This window comes from Pseudomonas sp. ATCC 43928 (assembly GCF_005938665.2).
Classification (GTDB): domain Bacteria; phylum Pseudomonadota; class Gammaproteobacteria; order Pseudomonadales; family Pseudomonadaceae; genus Aquipseudomonas.
This window is the reverse complement of record NZ_CP041753.1, coordinates 4,997,989-5,013,623: the sequence shown is the minus strand read 5'-3', so window position 1 is coordinate 5,013,623 and position 15,635 is coordinate 4,997,989. Positions and strand designations below refer to the sequence as shown.

Annotated in this window: 16 protein-coding genes; 8 read left to right on the top strand and 8 right to left on the bottom strand. The window is 60.0% G+C overall.

Going from position 1 to position 15,635, the window contains the following annotated elements:
- Window positions 1–191 precede the first annotated feature (191 nt).
- Window positions 192–1,457: a 23S rRNA pseudouridine(2605) synthase RluB gene (gene rluB, locus FFH90_RS22855; protein WP_138866131.1), complete on the top strand. Its 1,266-nt coding sequence runs from the start codon at window positions 192–194 to the stop codon at window positions 1,455–1,457.
- A 151-nt stretch (window positions 1,458–1,608) separates the two neighbouring features.
- Here rluB and FFH90_RS22850 read toward each other — a convergent pair whose 3' ends face one another.
- A complete protein-coding gene (locus FFH90_RS22850; protein WP_138866130.1) occupies window positions 1,609–2,574 on the bottom strand; it encodes a leucyl aminopeptidase in 966 nt (321 codons plus the stop codon).
- A gap of 67 nt (window positions 2,575–2,641) precedes the next feature.
- A complete protein-coding gene (locus FFH90_RS30055; protein ID WP_007938535.1) occupies window positions 2,642–2,779 on the bottom strand; it encodes a hypothetical protein in 138 nt (45 codons plus the stop codon).
- Window positions 2,780–3,726: 947 nt separating this feature from the next.
- Between FFH90_RS30055 and FFH90_RS22840 the strand changes: the two genes are divergently transcribed.
- Window positions 3,727–5,139: an amino acid permease gene (locus tag FFH90_RS22840; RefSeq protein ID WP_138866129.1), complete on the top strand. Its 1,413-nt coding sequence runs from the start codon at window positions 3,727–3,729 to the stop codon at window positions 5,137–5,139.
- 101 nt (window positions 5,140–5,240) lie between these two features.
- Window positions 5,241–5,654 carry an alternative ribosome rescue aminoacyl-tRNA hydrolase ArfB gene (gene arfB, locus FFH90_RS22835; protein ID WP_007938537.1) on the top strand — a complete coding sequence of 138 codons (414 nt, stop codon included), beginning with the start codon at window positions 5,241–5,243 and terminating at the stop codon, window positions 5,652–5,654.
- Here arfB and FFH90_RS22830 read toward each other — a convergent pair.
- The 6 genes from FFH90_RS22830 to phhA form a co-directional block, all read right to left on the bottom strand.
- Window positions 5,651–6,850 (bottom strand): MFS transporter, encoded by a 1,200-nt coding sequence (locus tag FFH90_RS22830; protein ID WP_019648074.1) that lies wholly within the window; start codon window positions 6,848–6,850, stop codon window positions 5,651–5,653. The two genes, arfB and FFH90_RS22830, sit on opposite strands and share 4 nt — an antisense overlap.
- A gap of 104 nt (window positions 6,851–6,954) precedes the next feature.
- Window positions 6,955–7,137 (bottom strand): hypothetical protein, encoded by a 183-nt coding sequence (locus FFH90_RS22825; protein ID WP_138866128.1) that lies wholly within the window; start codon window positions 7,135–7,137, stop codon window positions 6,955–6,957.
- Between the two features lie 75 nt (window positions 7,138–7,212).
- A complete protein-coding gene (locus tag FFH90_RS30450; RefSeq protein ID WP_007938543.1) occupies window positions 7,213–7,344 on the bottom strand; it encodes a hypothetical protein in 132 nt (43 codons plus the stop codon).
- 212 nt (window positions 7,345–7,556) lie between these two features.
- Window positions 7,557–8,750 carry an amino acid aminotransferase gene (locus FFH90_RS22820; RefSeq protein WP_018929943.1) on the bottom strand — a complete coding sequence of 398 codons (1,194 nt, stop codon included), beginning with the start codon at window positions 8,748–8,750 and terminating at the stop codon, window positions 7,557–7,559.
- A complete protein-coding gene (locus FFH90_RS22815; protein ID WP_018929944.1) occupies window positions 8,750–9,106 on the bottom strand; it encodes a 4a-hydroxytetrahydrobiopterin dehydratase in 357 nt (118 codons plus the stop codon). Before FFH90_RS22815 ends, FFH90_RS22820 begins: the two co-directional genes overlap by 1 nt.
- A 105-nt stretch (window positions 9,107–9,211) precedes the next feature.
- Window positions 9,212–9,997 carry a phenylalanine 4-monooxygenase gene (phhA, locus tag FFH90_RS22810; protein ID WP_018929945.1) on the bottom strand — a complete coding sequence of 262 codons (786 nt, stop codon included), beginning with the start codon at window positions 9,995–9,997 and terminating at the stop codon, window positions 9,212–9,214.
- A 281-nt stretch (window positions 9,998–10,278) separates the two neighbouring features.
- On the opposite strand from phhA, the gene FFH90_RS22805 reads away from it, so the two are divergent.
- From FFH90_RS22805 to FFH90_RS22785, 5 genes are all read left to right on the top strand, one after another.
- Window positions 10,279–11,838 carry a sigma-54-dependent phenylalanine hydroxylase transcriptional regulator PhhR gene (locus FFH90_RS22805; protein WP_007938551.1) on the top strand — a complete coding sequence of 520 codons (1,560 nt, stop codon included), beginning with the start codon at window positions 10,279–10,281 and terminating at the stop codon, window positions 11,836–11,838.
- A 354-nt stretch (window positions 11,839–12,192) separates the two neighbouring features.
- The gene (locus FFH90_RS22800) at window positions 12,193–12,933 is read left to right on the top strand and encodes a flagellar basal body rod protein FlgF (RefSeq protein ID WP_026286705.1); all 741 of its coding nucleotides are present in this window, start codon (window positions 12,193–12,195) and stop codon (window positions 12,931–12,933) included.
- Window positions 12,934–12,978: 45 nt separating this feature from the next.
- Complete coding sequence (gene flgG, locus FFH90_RS22795; protein WP_007938559.1) at window positions 12,979–13,764, top strand: flagellar basal-body rod protein FlgG; 786 nt, start codon at window positions 12,979–12,981, stop codon at window positions 13,762–13,764.
- 52 nt (window positions 13,765–13,816) lie between these two features.
- On the top strand, window positions 13,817–14,512 hold the full coding sequence (gene flgH, locus FFH90_RS22790) for a flagellar basal body L-ring protein FlgH (protein WP_111454411.1): 696 nt from the start codon (window positions 13,817–13,819) through the stop codon (window positions 14,510–14,512).
- A 27-nt stretch (window positions 14,513–14,539) separates the two neighbouring features.
- Window positions 14,540–15,628 carry a flagellar basal body P-ring protein FlgI gene (locus tag FFH90_RS22785; RefSeq protein WP_032831038.1) on the top strand — a complete coding sequence of 363 codons (1,089 nt, stop codon included), beginning with the start codon at window positions 14,540–14,542 and terminating at the stop codon, window positions 15,626–15,628.
- The last annotated feature ends 7 nt before the right edge of the window (window positions 15,629–15,635 follow it).

Genomic DNA, 15,635 nt, shown 5'->3' with positions numbered 1-15,635 from the left:
TCCGTCAGAAGATCGCAGCCACCACCGGCCGGCGGAAAAACCAATAACCGACGGTCGATCAGCTAGTCTCTGATGCGCGAACGCTTCCATGAGCGTATGATTCGCGACCCTTTGGCGATCCCTTCGTCAAACGACCAGATTTCACATCTTCAGGCCAAGGCCTGAACTTGATCACACCGGGAGGTGCCCAGATGAGTATCAACGACCAGAAAGACGACCAGGAAATCGGCCCAGCAGGCGAAAAACTGCAGAAAGTCCTCGCCCGTATCGGCGTCGGCTCGCGCCGTGACGTAGAAGCCTGGATCAGCCACGGCCGCATCAAGGTCAATGGCAAAGACGCCACCCTCGGCCTGCGCGTCGACCTGCATGACGCCATCACCATCGATGGCAAGGTGATCAAGCGCGAAGAAGCTGCCGAGTCGGTACGCCGCGTGATCATGTACAACAAACCCGACGGTGAAATCTGCACCCGTGACGACCCGGAAGGCCGTCCGACCGTGTTCGACAAGATGCCGCGCCCGAAAGAAGGTCGCTGGATCAACATCGGTCGCCTGGACATCAACACCACAGGTCTGCTGATGTTCACCACCGACGGTGAGCTGGCCAACCGCCTGATGCACCCGTCCTACGAAATGGACCGTGAATACGCCGTCCGTGTACGTGGTGAAGTCGACGACGAGATGATCGAGCGTCTGAAGGCAGGCGTGGTGCTCGAAGACGGCCCGGCGAAATTCACCGACATCAAGCAGGCACCAGGTGGCGAAGGTTTCAACCACTGGTACCACTGCGTGGTGATGGAAGGTCGTAACCGCGAAGTTCGTCGTCTGTGGGAATCCCAGGGCCTGGTGGTCAGCCGTCTGAAGCGCGTGCGTTTCGGTCCGGTGTTCCTCAACTCCGACCTGCCGATGGGTCGCTGGCGCGAAATGAGCCAGCAGGAAGTCGACATTCTGAGTGCTGAAGTCGGCCTGACGCCGGTGGCGATGCCGCAAATGAACGCCAAGAGCAAAGACAAGCTCGAGCGTATGCAGCGCAAATCGTCCCGCCCGGTGGGCAAGACCGAACGCGTACGGACCTTGCGTCCAGCCGCTGGCGCTCCAGCTGCCGGCCCGCGTCCATCTCGTGAGCCGCAGATCGAAGGCGAGCGCCCGGCCCGCAAGCCAGCGCCACGCCAGGACGGCGAGCGCGGTCCACGCACGCCACGTCCGGCCAACGGTCGTACTGAGCGTGGCGAAGGCCGTGGCGCTCCGTCCGGTGGTCGTAGCGATCGCGGTGCGCCTGCCGGCCGTGGTACGCCGGTGGCAGACCGCCCGGCCGACACCAAGCGCCCGGCCAAGCCGGCGCCGAAGAAACGCCCAGGCATCGTGCTGGTCGACAAGGACGCGCCATCGGGCAAGCGCCGCAGTGCGCCAGCCGGCTCCGGCCAGCGTCCGGGCTTCGGTCGTCGCAAGCCTGAGTAATCGGTAGGCGCAGCATAAAAACGCCATCCCTCGGGATGGCGTTTTTTTTGTGTCTGGCAGAACCGGTTTTCAGCAGGTGCGGTTGTTTGATCGTTCCCACGCAGAGCGTGGGAACGATCAGCGCGTCATCTGTATCGCCGAAAGCCTTGGGTTAAAACACAAACCGCCGATCAAACACCGGCTCATCATCCAGCGCCAACACGCCGCCAGAGAAGATCAGGTCCAGATGATGGCTGCCCTTGGCGCCTCCGCCCAACCCCAAGTGCAAACCGCAATGGCGCTCTTCGAACCCGGCATTGCGCGCATACAACTCTTTCACGCCTTCGTTGGTACCGATCCCCAGCTCCTCGATGCGTCGATTGGACGGATTGGCGTCCAGGTACTTGTTGAAGTCATGTTCCAGTCCCGGCACATCGGTGGAGATTTTGCTGATGGTCGAGTTCTCGATCCACAACTCCAGTGGTGACGCGAGTACGCCGTACTTGCGGGCAAACGGAATCGTGCTGAGGAACGTCCCCATGAACTTCACTCGGCCATTAATCGCCTCGCTATGGGTGGCAATCTCGCCGGGCGCCAGGTCGAAGTTGCCGACACCATTGATGTCGGTCCACTTCTTGATACTGCTCAACGGTGTTTCGAACCACGAGCCATGCTCATCTTTGAAACTTAAAGTGGTGGCCTGGGACATGCGCTGGATCAAGTGGCTGTTCAACCCGGCAATCCGCTGCGGGGTGACACTGAACGTGTCGTAGAAGTAATCGCCGTAATCCTTGAACAGCAGCGACTTCTTCCAGTTTTCCGCCATCACGCCTTGCAGCGCGCGGACAAAGTCCGGGCCGTCGGGACGCGGGTTGGGCAGGGTGGAAGAGTCGTAGAAGAAGATGTACAGATCGCTGTCGGCAATCGCCTGGGCTAGCAATGCGGTGGGTTCGAGGTCCAGACGCATCGCGCTGAAGGCGAACCTTGGGCTGTTGCCGGCCTGTTCGGCGATGGCGCCGGCCAGCGCCTCGTAATCAGCGGTATGGCCGAGCAAGACCTTCGCCGGTTTGATGCCGGCAACGGCTGGGTGATGTTCGAGGTAGTAAAGGAAATGCGAGATGGCACGCTGCTTATCCATGGAGTCCTCCCTGACAAACCTGGTAAGTGGCGGGCACGACCGGCCGGATCATGCCCGCCGGGATGTCTTACAGAGGCCACATCGCCGTGCCGAATGGAACAACCGCGTCGGCTTGCATCATTTCAACGGCGGCTTCATGGGTCGGTGCTTCAAACCAATCGTCGAGTTGCAGTTCAGTGTCCAAGTCTTTGTCCAGTGCTTGCATGGTGAATCTCCTAGATGACTTTTACGGTAAGAACAGCTTCGGTAAGAACAGTGGCGCGTTTTTCATTCATTGAAGAGCGCGTCAACTTGCCGGTCGATGCGGCTCGGCAAGTCGCTGAAAACCTAGTTCACAGGTTTTTGAATTGCAAAAAAATAATTAAACAATTTTCATTTGAACTAATTATTCCATTTTAAAAAAAGTAAATTTCCTAATAAAAAACAGAAAACTAAGTCGGAAAACTCCTTAGGAAGCTTCCTATCGTCAATTTACAGTCGACGGCTCTCTGGATCTGATTTGGAAAGCATGCGTTACGCGCTGTAAATAAATCCTTACGAAAAGCGTGCTCAAACCCCATGGAATGCCGCTGTGGAAAGGGCTGTAAGGAAAACCTGCCGTCCGCCGCCACGATGATGCTGTTCAAGGGCTCTGGCGCGCTTGTCTCTGCCTCGATTGAAAGGTGAGATGCGCCCCATGCCTGTCGTGCAGGTGCATAACAAGAAGGAGGCGCAATGAACGCCGTGACTCATCTCCATCTCTCTCCGTGGGGCGATTTTTCCGCTGCCCCCGTCGAAGACCTGCAAAGGTCTGACTCAATTTTTGCAGCCGCCCGAGACCTTCGAGGCGGACACAGGCAATCCCGGCAACCGACGCGCTGATCCAGCGGTGTCTGGCAGCAGGGGGTTAGCGGTGTACAATGCGCCGCGTTTTAACTGTGACCCCCTGCGCAACAGCGCAAACCTCAAGGCTATCCGCCTTGTTCACTCCGCCGCGTCACGAGCGTGTCGGGTTCGATTTCGTCACAGATAAAAACAAACAGGTGACGCATGACTGTCGTAAAAACGCTGAACTCCTGGTGCCTGCGCTGGGGTTTGATCGGCGCTGCTTGAAATCGCAACCTTGCAGCAACGTCTACCGAACATCATCAAACCTTGCGTGAGACCCTTTTCATGAGTGGACAAAACTCGCATTCAGGCGAGCTTAAACGCGGCCTGAAAAATCGCCATATTCAACTGATCGCCCTCGGTGGCGCGATCGGTACCGGGTTGTTCCTCGGCTCGGCCGGCGTGCTCAAATCCGCCGGCCCGTCGATGATTCTCGGCTACGCCATTTGCGGCTTCATCGCCTTCATGATCATGCGCCAGCTGGGCGAAATGATCGTCGAAGAGCCGGTGGCCGGCTCCTTCAGCCACTTCGCGCACAAGTACTGGGGCGGTTTTGCCGGTTTCCTGTCGGGCTGGAACTGCTGGATCCTGTACATCCTGGTGGGCATGTCGGAGCTGACCGCGGTCGGCAAATACATCCACTACTGGGCGCCGGATATCCCGACCTGGGCCTCCGCCGCCGCGTTCTTCGTGCTGATCAACGCGATCAACCTGGCCAACGTCAAAGTCTTCGGTGAGGCCGAGTTCTGGTTCGCGATCATCAAGGTCGTGGCGATCGTCGGTATGATTGCCCTGGGCAGCTATTTGCTGGTCAGCGGTAACGGCGGCCCGCAAGCCTCGGTGACCAACCTGTGGTCCCACGGCGGTTTCTTCCCGAACGGTGTCAGCGGCCTGGTGATGGCCATGGCGATCATCATGTTTTCCTTCGGTGGCCTGGAAATGCTCGGTTTCACCGCCGCTGAAGCCGACAAGCCGAAAACCGTGATCCCGAAAGCCATCAACCAGGTGATCTACCGGATCCTGATTTTCTACATCGGTGCGCTGGTGGTCCTGTTGTCGCTGACCCCTTGGGACAGCCTGCTGACGACACTGAATGCGTCTGGCGATGCCTATAGCGGCAGCCCGTTCGTGCAGGTGTTCTCGATGCTCGGCAGCAACACCGCCGCGCATATCCTCAACTTCGTGGTCCTGACCGCGGCGCTGTCGGTGTACAACAGCGGTACTTACTGCAACAGCCGCATGCTGCTGGGCATGGCCGAGCAGGGCGATGCGCCGAAAGCCTTGTCGAAGATCGACAAGCGTGGCGTGCCGGTACGTTCGATCCTGGCGTCGGCCGCTGTGACGTTGATCGCGGTGTTGCTGAACTACCTGATCCCGCAAAACGCGCTGGAACTGTTGATGTCGTTGGTGGTTGCGACCCTGGTGATCAACTGGGCGATGATCAGCTTCTCGCACTTCAAGTTCCGCCAGCACATGAACAAGACCCGGCAGACGCCGCTGTTCAAGGCCCTGTGGTACCCGTACGGCAACTACATCTGCCTGGCGTTCGTGGTGTTCATCCTCGGCGTGATGCTGCTGATCCCGGGCATCCAGGTCTCGGTGTATGCGATTCCGGTGTGGGTCGCGTTCATGTGGATCTGCTACGGCATCAAAAACAAGCGCAGCGCCCAGCAGGCGTTGCAGGTTGCTGTGAAATAACGCAACGCGCAGAAACGATAAACCCGGCCAATGTGCCGGGTTTTTTGTGGAGGATGCGAAAGCCGGGGTATTCTGGCGGTCCTGATACCGGACCTTTTTCCATGCTGGTGATTTCCAACAACGTGCATCTGCCGGATGCCGAGATCGAGTTGACGGCCATTCGCGCCCAGGGCGCCGGTGGGCAGAACGTCAACAAGGTCTCCAGTGCGGTGCACCTGCGCTTCGACATTCCGGCCTCGTCCCTGCCCGAGTTTTACAAGGAACGGCTGCTGGCGTTGCGCGACAGTCGCATCACCAGCGAAGGGGTGTTGATCATCAAGGCCCAGCAATACCGCACGCAGGAGCAGAACCGCGCCGATGCGCTGGAGCGTCTGACCGAATTGATCCTCAGCGCTACCAAAGTGGAAAAGAAACGCCGTCCGACCAAGCCGACGCTGGGCTCGAAAAAGCGTCGGCTCGAATCAAAGACCAAGCGCGGCAGCATCAAGGCCGGGCGGGGCAAGGTCGATTTTTAGCGTGCTTCACGCTCTTCCCGATACTTGGGCGCCTGTCGGTACAAGTAAACGCTCAACATCAATCCGCTCAAGGCGGCGAGGGCGGCGAACAGGAAGATCGAGGCAAACCCGAATCCTGCAGCAATCGCACCCGCCAGCGGTCCGGTAATCCCCAGTGACAAATCGATAAACAGCGAATAGGCCCCAACTGCTGCGCCACGGCTGGAGGCCGGCACCAGATTGACCGCTTCCACGCCCAAGGCCGGGAACACCAGCGAAAAGCCGAAACCGCTCAGCGCCGCACCGGCCAGTGCCCAATGAGCATCCGGCGCCAGCCACAGTAGCAACAGCCCGAGGGTTTCCACCGAGAGGCAGGCAATCGCCACGCGAAAGCCGCCGAGGCGGTTGATCAGGTTGCCGAACAGTAGTCGCGCGCCAATGAAACTGGCGCCGAACAAACTCAGGGACAGCACCGCGTTGGACCAATGCTGAGTGGCGTAATACAGGGTGATGAAGGTCGCGATGGTGCCAAAGCCGATGGAGCCCAGTGCCAGGCCGCAGCCATGAGGGAACACCCGTCCCAGCACATGCATGAACGGCAAACGTTCGCCGGCGACAATCGGCGCCGCGGTTTTCGGCCAGGCCAGCGCCACGCCCAGCACCGCCAGCAGCATGATGCTCACGCCCATGCTCCACAAACCTAATTGACTCACCAGCAGCACCCCCAGTGGTGCGCCGACCGCCAACGCGCCGTAACTGGCGATGCCGTTCCAGGAGATGACCTTGGCGGTGTTCGCTGCGCCGACCCGGCCGATGCCCCAGCCGATCGACCCGGAGCCGACCAGGCTTTCCGCGCTGCCGAGTATCAGGCGGCCAATCAACAGGCTGATCAAACTCAGTATCGGCAGGCTTTGCGTCCAGGCCGAAATCAGCATGAACACACCGCTCAAACCACAGCCGGCGAGGCCATACATCACCGCCAGTTTGCTGCCCTTGTTATCGATGATGCGCCCGGCATAAGGCCGGCTGAGCAGGGTGGCCAGGTATTGCACGCTGATCACCAGCCCGGCGATCACCGCGCCGAAGCCGAGGTCGCTGTGGACGTAGCCCGGCAATACGGCCAGGGGAATACCGATATTGAGGTAACCGATGAAAGTGAACAGGACGATGGAAACGACTTGCAGCGTGACCGCCAGGGGGCGCTGGGTTTCAGACATGGGTAAAAGGTCCACGGGGCAGCAGGATAGATAGGCTGCTTATGATAGCGGCGTGGACGGTCGCAGGGCGTGAAAAAGTAAAACTAATTGCCGAACGGGATGAATCAGGGTTTTGCGGGGGCGACCAGTTGCGTCGTGACCAGGGCGGCCAGGGCATTTTCTTCGCTGCCGAAGCGGGCCAGCAGGGCGGCTTGTTTCTCGGGGGAAAGGCGATTCCAGATGTCGATCATCTTCTCGGCGGTGCCGATCAGGACGCTGGCCTGGGCTTCAGTGAAATCATCGCTCATGGTGCGGGCTCGCGGTTCAGGCAGTGTGGAAAGCGCATGTTAGCGCTTTCCACACGGTCTGGCATTGCAGGTGTATCAGTCTTCTCTGTCGGCCTGGCGGCGTTCAGGTGCTTCTTTCGGCTCGGGCTGTTGGGCACCGGCTTGTTGCGTGGTTGTCTGCTCAGTTTCGTGCAGGCTTGGGAAGGGGAGATTAGGGATCTCGTGCATGTTTCGCGCTCCTCGCTAAGTCTGTTGATAGATCTGGTAGATCCGCGCTTTTAAAAAAGCCTGGGCAGGATACAGCAGGAAAAATGACAAATAGACTTTATATCCAATTGTTACGACGGATGGGATTGTCTAGACAGGTCAGCAGGAGGCGAAGACCCACTGTGGCGAGGGAGCAAGCTCCCTCGCCACAGGGAGCTCGCCATTGCATCGTGTTACTTGCAGACGTCAGCGATGGCCTCGGCCAGCAGGTCCAGGCGTGTCGCATCGATCCCCGCCACGTTCGCCCGGCCCGAGCTGACCATGTACACACTGTGATGTTCGCGCAGTTGCTTGACCTGCTCCGGCGACAAACCGGTGTAGGAAAACATCCCGCGTTGCACGCCAATGTGCGCAAACCGCTCGCGCAAGCCGTGGGGTTCAAGCGCTTCGACCAGGCCACTGCGCAGCTGGGCGATGCGCAAACGCATGGCTTCCACTTCGTCGGCCCAGCGGCTTTTCAGCTCTGGATCGCCAAGGATGGTCGCGACGACGGCGGCGCCGTGATCCGGCGGTGTCGACCACAGGTTGCGGGCGATGTTGGCCAGTTGGCTGCGGATGTCCACCAGCTTGCCGGCGGTTTGCGCGCAGACAATCAGCGCACCGGTGCGGTCGCGGTACAGGCCGAAGTTTTTCGAGCAGGAACTGGTGATCAGCACTTCCGGCAACTCGGCGGCGAACAACCGGGTCGACCAGGCATCTTGTTCCAGGCCATCGCCGAAGCCCTGATAGGCGAAGTCGATCAGAGGCAGCAAGTCGCGACTGCGCACCACGTCCAGCACCCGGCGCCAATCGTCATGGGACAGGTCGAAACCGGTCGGGTTGTGGCAGCAGGCGTGCAGCAGCACCACATCGCCCTTCGGTGCTTGATTGAGCACTTCGAGCATCGCTTCGACATCGAGACGGTTATCGCTGCCCACGTACGGGTAGTGACTGACCTTGACCCCGGCCGTTGCGAAAATCGTTTCGTGGATCGGCCAGGTCGGGCTGCTCAGCCACACGCCACGGCCCGGCAGGCATTGGGCGATGAAGTCGGCGCTCAAGCGCAGCGCACCGGTGCCGCCCGGCGTTTGCGTGACGCCGGCCCGTTGCTCGGCGATCAGCGCCGAATCAGCACCCAGCACAAGCTCGTTGATGACTTTGCCGAACGCCGCATCGCCGTGGCCGCCGATGTAAGTCTTGGTGGCCTGGCGATCCACCAGGCGCTGCTCGGCAAGCTTCACCGCTTCAAGGATCGGCGTCAGGCCCTGGGCGTCTTTGTAGACACCCACGCCAAGGTCGAACTTGCGCGGGTTAGGGTCCTGCGCATAGGCCTCCATCAGGCCGAGAATCGGGTCGCCGGGTACTCGGCCGATGGCGTCGAAATGCATTATTTGCGGCCCTCGGCGTCTTTGGCCACTTCGTCAGTGCGCGCGGCCATGATGAAGTCGTTGCGGTGCAGGCCCTTGATGGAGTGGCTCCACCAGGTCACGGTGACTTTGCCCCACTCGGTCAGCAGGCCCGGGTGGTGACCTTCGGCCTCGGAGATTTCGCCAACGGCGTTGGTGAACGCCAGCGCGTGCTTGAAGTTCTTGAACAGGAAAACTTTTTCCAACTGCATCACACCGTCGCGCACTTCGATGTTCCAGTCAGGGATCTGCTTGATCAGGATCGGCAGTTCTTCGTCGCTGACCTGAGGGGCGTCGGCGCGGCAGGCTTCGCAATGGGCTTGGTTCAATGTGGACATGATGTGTTCCTGAAATCGAGTGTTTTGAAAAACGGTCGTCAGTGGGACCACGCTAAAGCAAAGCGGCGATCCGTAACAGACTCACTTGATGCCAAAAGTCGCGGGTCACGCAGCTTTTGGCGGAAATTTCGGTGCGTGCAACCCAAGCTGCATGCCTTGTTTGACCATGCCCATGATGTCTTCGTGGGCCAGATCGAACAGGCGCTTGAGGTTCGGCAGGACAAAGTACAGCGGCTGCAGAATGTCGATGCGATACGGCGTACGCATGCATTCCAGTGGGTCGAAGGCCTGATGCTCAGGTGCGTCCGACAGGGCGTAAACAGTTTCTTTCGGAGAGGACAGGATGCCGCCGCCATAGATGCGCAGGCCTTGCGGCGTGTCGACCAGGCCGAACTCGATGGTCATCCAGTACAGACGCGCCAGGTACACGCGCTCTTCCTTGGAGGCCTGTAGGCCGAGTTTGCCGTAGGTGTGGGTGAATTCGGCGAACCAGGGGTTGGTCAGCAACGGGCAGTGGCCGAAGATCTCGTGGAAAATGTCCGGCTCTTGCAGGTAATCCAGTTCTTCGCGGGTACGAATAAAGGTCGCCACCGGAAACTGCTTGTTCGCCAGCAATTCGAAAAAGGTCTGGAAGGGAATCAGCGCGGGCACCCGGGCAACTTGCCAGCCGGTGGTTTCACCGAGGACTTTGTTGATTTCGCCGAGTTGCGGAATGCGGTCGTGGGGCAGACCGAGTTTTTCGATACCGTCCAGGTATTCCTGGCATGCACGACCCTCGACCACTTTCAGTTGGCGAGTGATCAGCGTATTCCACACCGCGTGTTCTTCAGCGGGGTAGTCGATAAAACCTTGCGCATCGGGCTCGCGAGCCACGTATTGCGTCTGCTTCATGCTGCTCTCCTGCTAGGGGAATCGTTCTTGTTGTGTGTACAGCTATGGACCTAGAAATACCCCAAGGTGTTCGGTGTTGCAGCAGGTGATCCGCGTCTTGCGTAGGAAAAATCCGCGCTCTTCGTAAAGTTTTCGTTACGTATTGTCTGCTGTGGCGCAAGTATTGATATTTACGGGTTTGAAATGGCCTACAGGTGTCACATAATCTTGACGACTAACTTGGTGCTCGCGCAGAAAATTCCTTGCGCCGGGCCTCGATCACCGCTGTTACGGGCCTTCATATGCGTATCAAAGTCCACTGCCAGAACCGCATCGGTATCCTGCGCGACATTCTCAACCTGTTGGTCGAGTACGGGATCAACGTCGCTCGCGGCGAGGTGGGTGGTGAGCATGGCAATGCGATCTATCTGCACTGTCCGAACCTGATCAACATTCAGTTCCAGGCGTTGCGGCCGAAGTTCGAGGCGATTGGTGGGGTATTCGGCGTCAAGCGTGTAGGGCTGATGCCCAGCGAGCGTCGGCACATGGAGCTCAATGCCTTGCTCGGCGCCCTGGAGTTTCCGGTGCTGTCGATCGACATGGGCGGTTCCATCGTCGCGGCCAACCGTGCGGCGGCGCAATTGCTCGGGGTGCGGGTGGATGAGGTGCCGGGGATTCCGCTGTCGCGGTACGCCGAAGACTTCGACCTGCCGGAACTGGTGCGCGCCAACAAGTCGCGGATCAACGGCTTGCGGGTGAAGGTCAAGGGTGACGTGTTTCTCGCCGACATCGCGCCGCTGCAATCGGAGCATGACGAAAGCGAGGCCATGGCCGGTGCGGTGTTGACGTTGCACCGGGCGGACCGGGTGGGCGAGCGCATCTATAACGTGCGCAAACAAGAGTTGCGCGGCTTCGACAGCATTTTCCAAAGCTCGAAAGTGATGGCGGCGGTGGTTCGCGAAGCGCGGCGCATGGCACCGCTGGATGCGCCGCTATTGATCGAAGGCGAAACCGGCACCGGCAAAGAGTTGTTGGCGCGGGCCTGTCACCTGGCGAGCCCGCGTGGGCAATCACCGCTGATGGCGCTCAACTGCGCCGGCCTGCCAGAGTCCATGGCCGAGACCGAATTGTTCGGCTACGGCCCCGGCGCCTTCGAAGGGGCGCGGGCCGAAGGCAAGCTCGGGCTCCTGGAGCTGACGGCGGGCGGTACGTTGTTTCTCGATGGCGTCGGCGAAATGAGCCCGCGCTTGCAGGTGAAATTACTGCGCTTTCTGCAGGACGGTTGCTTCCGTCGTGTCGGCAGCGATGAAGAGGTCTATCTGGATGTGCGGGTGATCTGCGCGACTCAGGTGGACTTGTCCGAGCTGTGTGCTCGCGGTGAATTTCGCCAGGACTTGTACCACCGCTTGAACGTGCTCTCGTTGCACATCCCGCCACTGCGCGAATGCCTCGACGGACTGGCGCCGCTGGTGGAGCACTTCCTCGATCAGGCCAGCCGACAGATCGGTTGCCCACTGCCGAAGCTGGCGCCGGCGGCGATGGAACGACTCAGTCACTATCACTGGCCGGGTAACGTGCGGCAATTGGAGAACGTGCTGTTTCAGGCGGTTTCCCTGTGCGAGGGCGGCACCGTCAAAGCCGAGCACATTCGTCTGCCGGACTACGGCGTGCGTCAGCCGCTTGGCGATTTCTCCCTCGAGGGTGGGCTGGACGAGATTGTCGGGCGCTTCGAGAAAGCCGTGCTGGAGCGCTTGTATTCCGAGTATCCGAGCAGTCGGCAACTGGGCAAGCGACTGGGGGTTTCCCATACCACCATTGCCAATAAGTTGCGCGAGTATGAGGTCGGCAAGGAGCCGGGCTAAGCGGCTTTTGTGGCGAGGGAGCTTGCTCCCGCTGGGCTGCGCAGCAGCCCAAAAAATGACAACCGAATTATTGCAGGCAGATCGCGCAGGTAGGTTTTGCGGCCGCTTCGCGCCCGAGCGGGAGCAAGCGCCCTCGCCACAGGGGAACGATCAGCGTCCAGGCTGATCCTTGCCTCTTGGCGGCATGACACCGCCGGTTTTTCGTCTTCGATACATTCCCCCAATCCCCTCTAAATCCCTCAAGTCCTTTGTTTGCCGGGCCCGACGCCGCCAGAAAAAAGTTGGTCTGCAAATTGCTTATGGCTCAGCAGTACAGCGGTGGGCGGCAAACGTCCGGCATGCAGAGGAAAGAGTGTGGACAAGTACCTTTATGTGGCAATGACCGGCGCCAGCCAGAATGCACTGGCGCAGAAGGCTCATGCCAACAACCTGGCGAACATCTCTACCAATGGTTTTCAGAAGGACCTGGAGCAGGCCCGTTCGATGCCGGTGTTTGGTGACAGCTTTCCGGCGCGTGCGTTTGCCATGAGCGAACGTCCGGCCACCGACTTCTCCCCGGGCGCCCTGGTGGAAACCGGCCGTGACCTCGATGTCGCGGTGCAAGGCAACGGCTGGATCGCCGTGCAGAACCCCGATGGCGGTGAGAGCTACGTGCGCACCGGCAGCCTGAACGTTGATGCGCTGGGCGTGCTGCGCGCCGGCAACGGCATGCCGGTGATGGGCAATGGCGGGCCGATTGCCGTGCCGCCCGAGCAGCAGATCGAAGTCGGCGAAGACGGCACCGTCAGCATCCGTGCGATGGGCGAAGGCCCGCGTGTGATGGCTGAAGTCGACCGCATCAAACTGGTCAACCCGGACTTCAAGAACATGACCAAAGGCCTGGACGGTTCGATCCACACCAAGGACGGCAAGCCGGCGCAAGCCGATGCCGGCGTCAAGCTGGTGTCCGGATTCCTCGAGTCGAGCAACGTCAATGCCGTGGAAGAAATGACTTCGGTACTGGCGCTGGCCAAGCAGTTCGAGCTGCACATCAAGATGATGAACACCGCCAAAGACGATGACCAGGCCATGGCTCGGGTCTTGCAGATCAGCTAATTATCAGAACGTCGCGCCGTAAAACAGGCGCACGAGGAGAAACGAATGCTTCCGGCTCTATGGGTTGCCAAAACAGGTCTGTCCGCCCAGGACACCAACCTCACCACCATTTCCAACAACCTGGCGAACGTATCGACCACGGGTTTCAAACGTGACCGCGCCGAATTCCAGGACTTGCTGTATCAGATCAAACGCCAGCCAGGCGCCCAGTCGACCCAGGACAGCGAACTGCCGTCGGGTCTGCAAGTGGGTACCGGTGTGCGCATCGTCGGCACCCAGAAAAACTTCACCGCCGGCAGCCTGCAAACCACCGAGCAGCCATTGGACATGGCCATCGACGGCCGCGGTTTCTTCCAGATCCTGCAGCCCGATGGCACCACGTCCTACACCCGTGACGGTACCTTCCACCTGGATTCCAACGGCCAGATCGTCAACGCCAGCGGCTTCGCCCTGGAGCCGGCCATTGTCATTCCGAACAATGCCCAGACGTTCACCGTTGGCCGTGACGGCACCGTGTCCATCACTGTTGCCGGCAGCCCGGCCGCCCAGGTGATCGGCAACCTGCAAACCGCCGACTTCATCAACCCGGCCGGTCTGCAAGCGGTGGGTAACAACCTGTTCCTGGAAACCGCTGCCAGTGGCGCGCCGCAAGTCGGCACCCCGGGCCTGGCCGGTTTCGGCACCACGCTGCAGAACACCCTGGAAACGTCCAACGTCAGCACCGTTGAAGAAATGGTCAACATGATCACCACTCAGCGCGCCTACGAGATGAACTCCAAAGTGATCTCCACCGCCGACCAGATGCTCTCGTTCGTAACGCAGAATCTGTAATCAAGTCTATGAGGCGGCCATGAGGTCGCCTGCAACACCGTGAGGTAGGGTCATGAATCGCTTTGTATCTGTTCTGGCACTGAGTGGGGTCGCCGCGCTGGCGGGGTGCGTCGGTCCGACGCCAAAGCCCAATGACCCTTACTACGCCCCGGTGTTGCCGCGCACGCCGCTGCCGGCTGCCGCCAATAACGGCTCGATCTACCAGGCCGGTTTCGAACAGAACCTGTACAGCGACCGCAAGGCATTCCGGGTCGGTGACATCATCACCATCACCCTGAACGAGCGCACCCAGGCGAGCAAGAACGCCAATTCCCAGGTCGGCAAGACCAGCAAGACCAGCATTGGTCTTTCCTCATTGTTCGGCACTAAGCCCAGCGTAAATAACCCGCTCGACAGCGGCGACCTGAGTCTGGATGCCAGCTACAGCGGCGACCGCGCGACCAAGGGTGACAGCAAGGCCGGGCAGGGCAACAGCCTCACCGGCTCGATCACCGTGACCGTCGCCGACGTGTTGCCCAACGGTATCATCGCCGTACGCGGCGAGAAGTGGATGACCCTCAATACCGGTGATGAACTGGTGCGGATTGCAGGGCTTGTTCGCGCCGATGACATCGCGACTGACAACACCGTTTCGTCGACCCGTATCGCCGATGCGCGCATCACCTATTCGGGCACCGGTTCGTTTGCCGATGCGAGTCAGCCAGGCTGGTTCGACCGTTTCTTCCTCAGCCCGCTGTTCCCTTTCTAGGTGGCTACGTTGAATCTGAAAAGCCTTATGGTGGGCGTCCTGTTGTTGACGGCGGCCTTCGATGCTCAAGCCGAGCGGCTGAAGGATATCGCCAGTATTTCCGGCGTGCGTTCCAACCAATTGATCGGCTACGGCCTGGTGGTCGGGCTTAACGGTACCGGCGACCAGACGACGCAAACCCCGTTCACCCTGCAGACCTTCAACAACATGCTCTCGCAGTTCGGCATCAAGGTGCCGCCAGGTTCCGGCAACGTGCAGTTGAAGAACGTCGCGGCGGTGTCGATCAGTGCTGATTTGCCGGCGTTCGCCAAGCCGGGTCAGCAGATAGACATCACCGTAGCGTCCATCGGTAACTCCAAGAGCCTGCGTGGCGGCACCTTGCTGTTGACGCCGCTCAAAGGTATCGATGGCAACGTCTATGCCGTCGCTCAGGGCAACCTGGTGGTCGGTGGTTTCGATGCCGAAGGTCGTGACGGTTCCAAGATCACCGTCAACGTTCCGTCGGCCGGTCGCATCCCCGGTGGTGCGTCGGTAGAGCGTGCAGTGCCGAGCGGTTTCAATCAGGGCAACAGTCTGACCCTGAACCTCAACCGTTCGGACTTCACCACGGCCAAGCGCATCGTCGACAAGATCAACGACATGCTTGGCCCTGGCGTCGCTCAGGCCATTGACGGTGGCTCGATCCGCGTGACCGCACCACTCGATCCGAGCCAGCGGGTCGACTATTTGTCGATCCTCGAAAACCTCGAAGTCGATCCGGGCCAGGCGGTGGCGAAAGTCATCATCAACTCGCGCACCGGTACCATCGTGATCGGCCAGAACGTCAAGGTTTCCCCGGCCGCCGTGACCCACGGCAGCCTGACCGTGACCATCACCGAAGACCCGATCGTCAGCCAGCCCGGTCCTCTGTCCAACGGGCAGACGGCGGTCGTGCCGCGTTCGCGGGTCAACGCTCAGCAAGAAGCCAAGCCGATGTTCAAGTTCGGCCCGGGCACCACCCTCGACGAGATCGTTCGTGCGGTGAACCAGGTCGGCGCAGCACCGGGTGACTTGATGGCGATCCTCGAAGCGTTGAAACAGGCCGGCGCGTTGCAAGCCGACCTGATCGTGATCTGAGGACGGC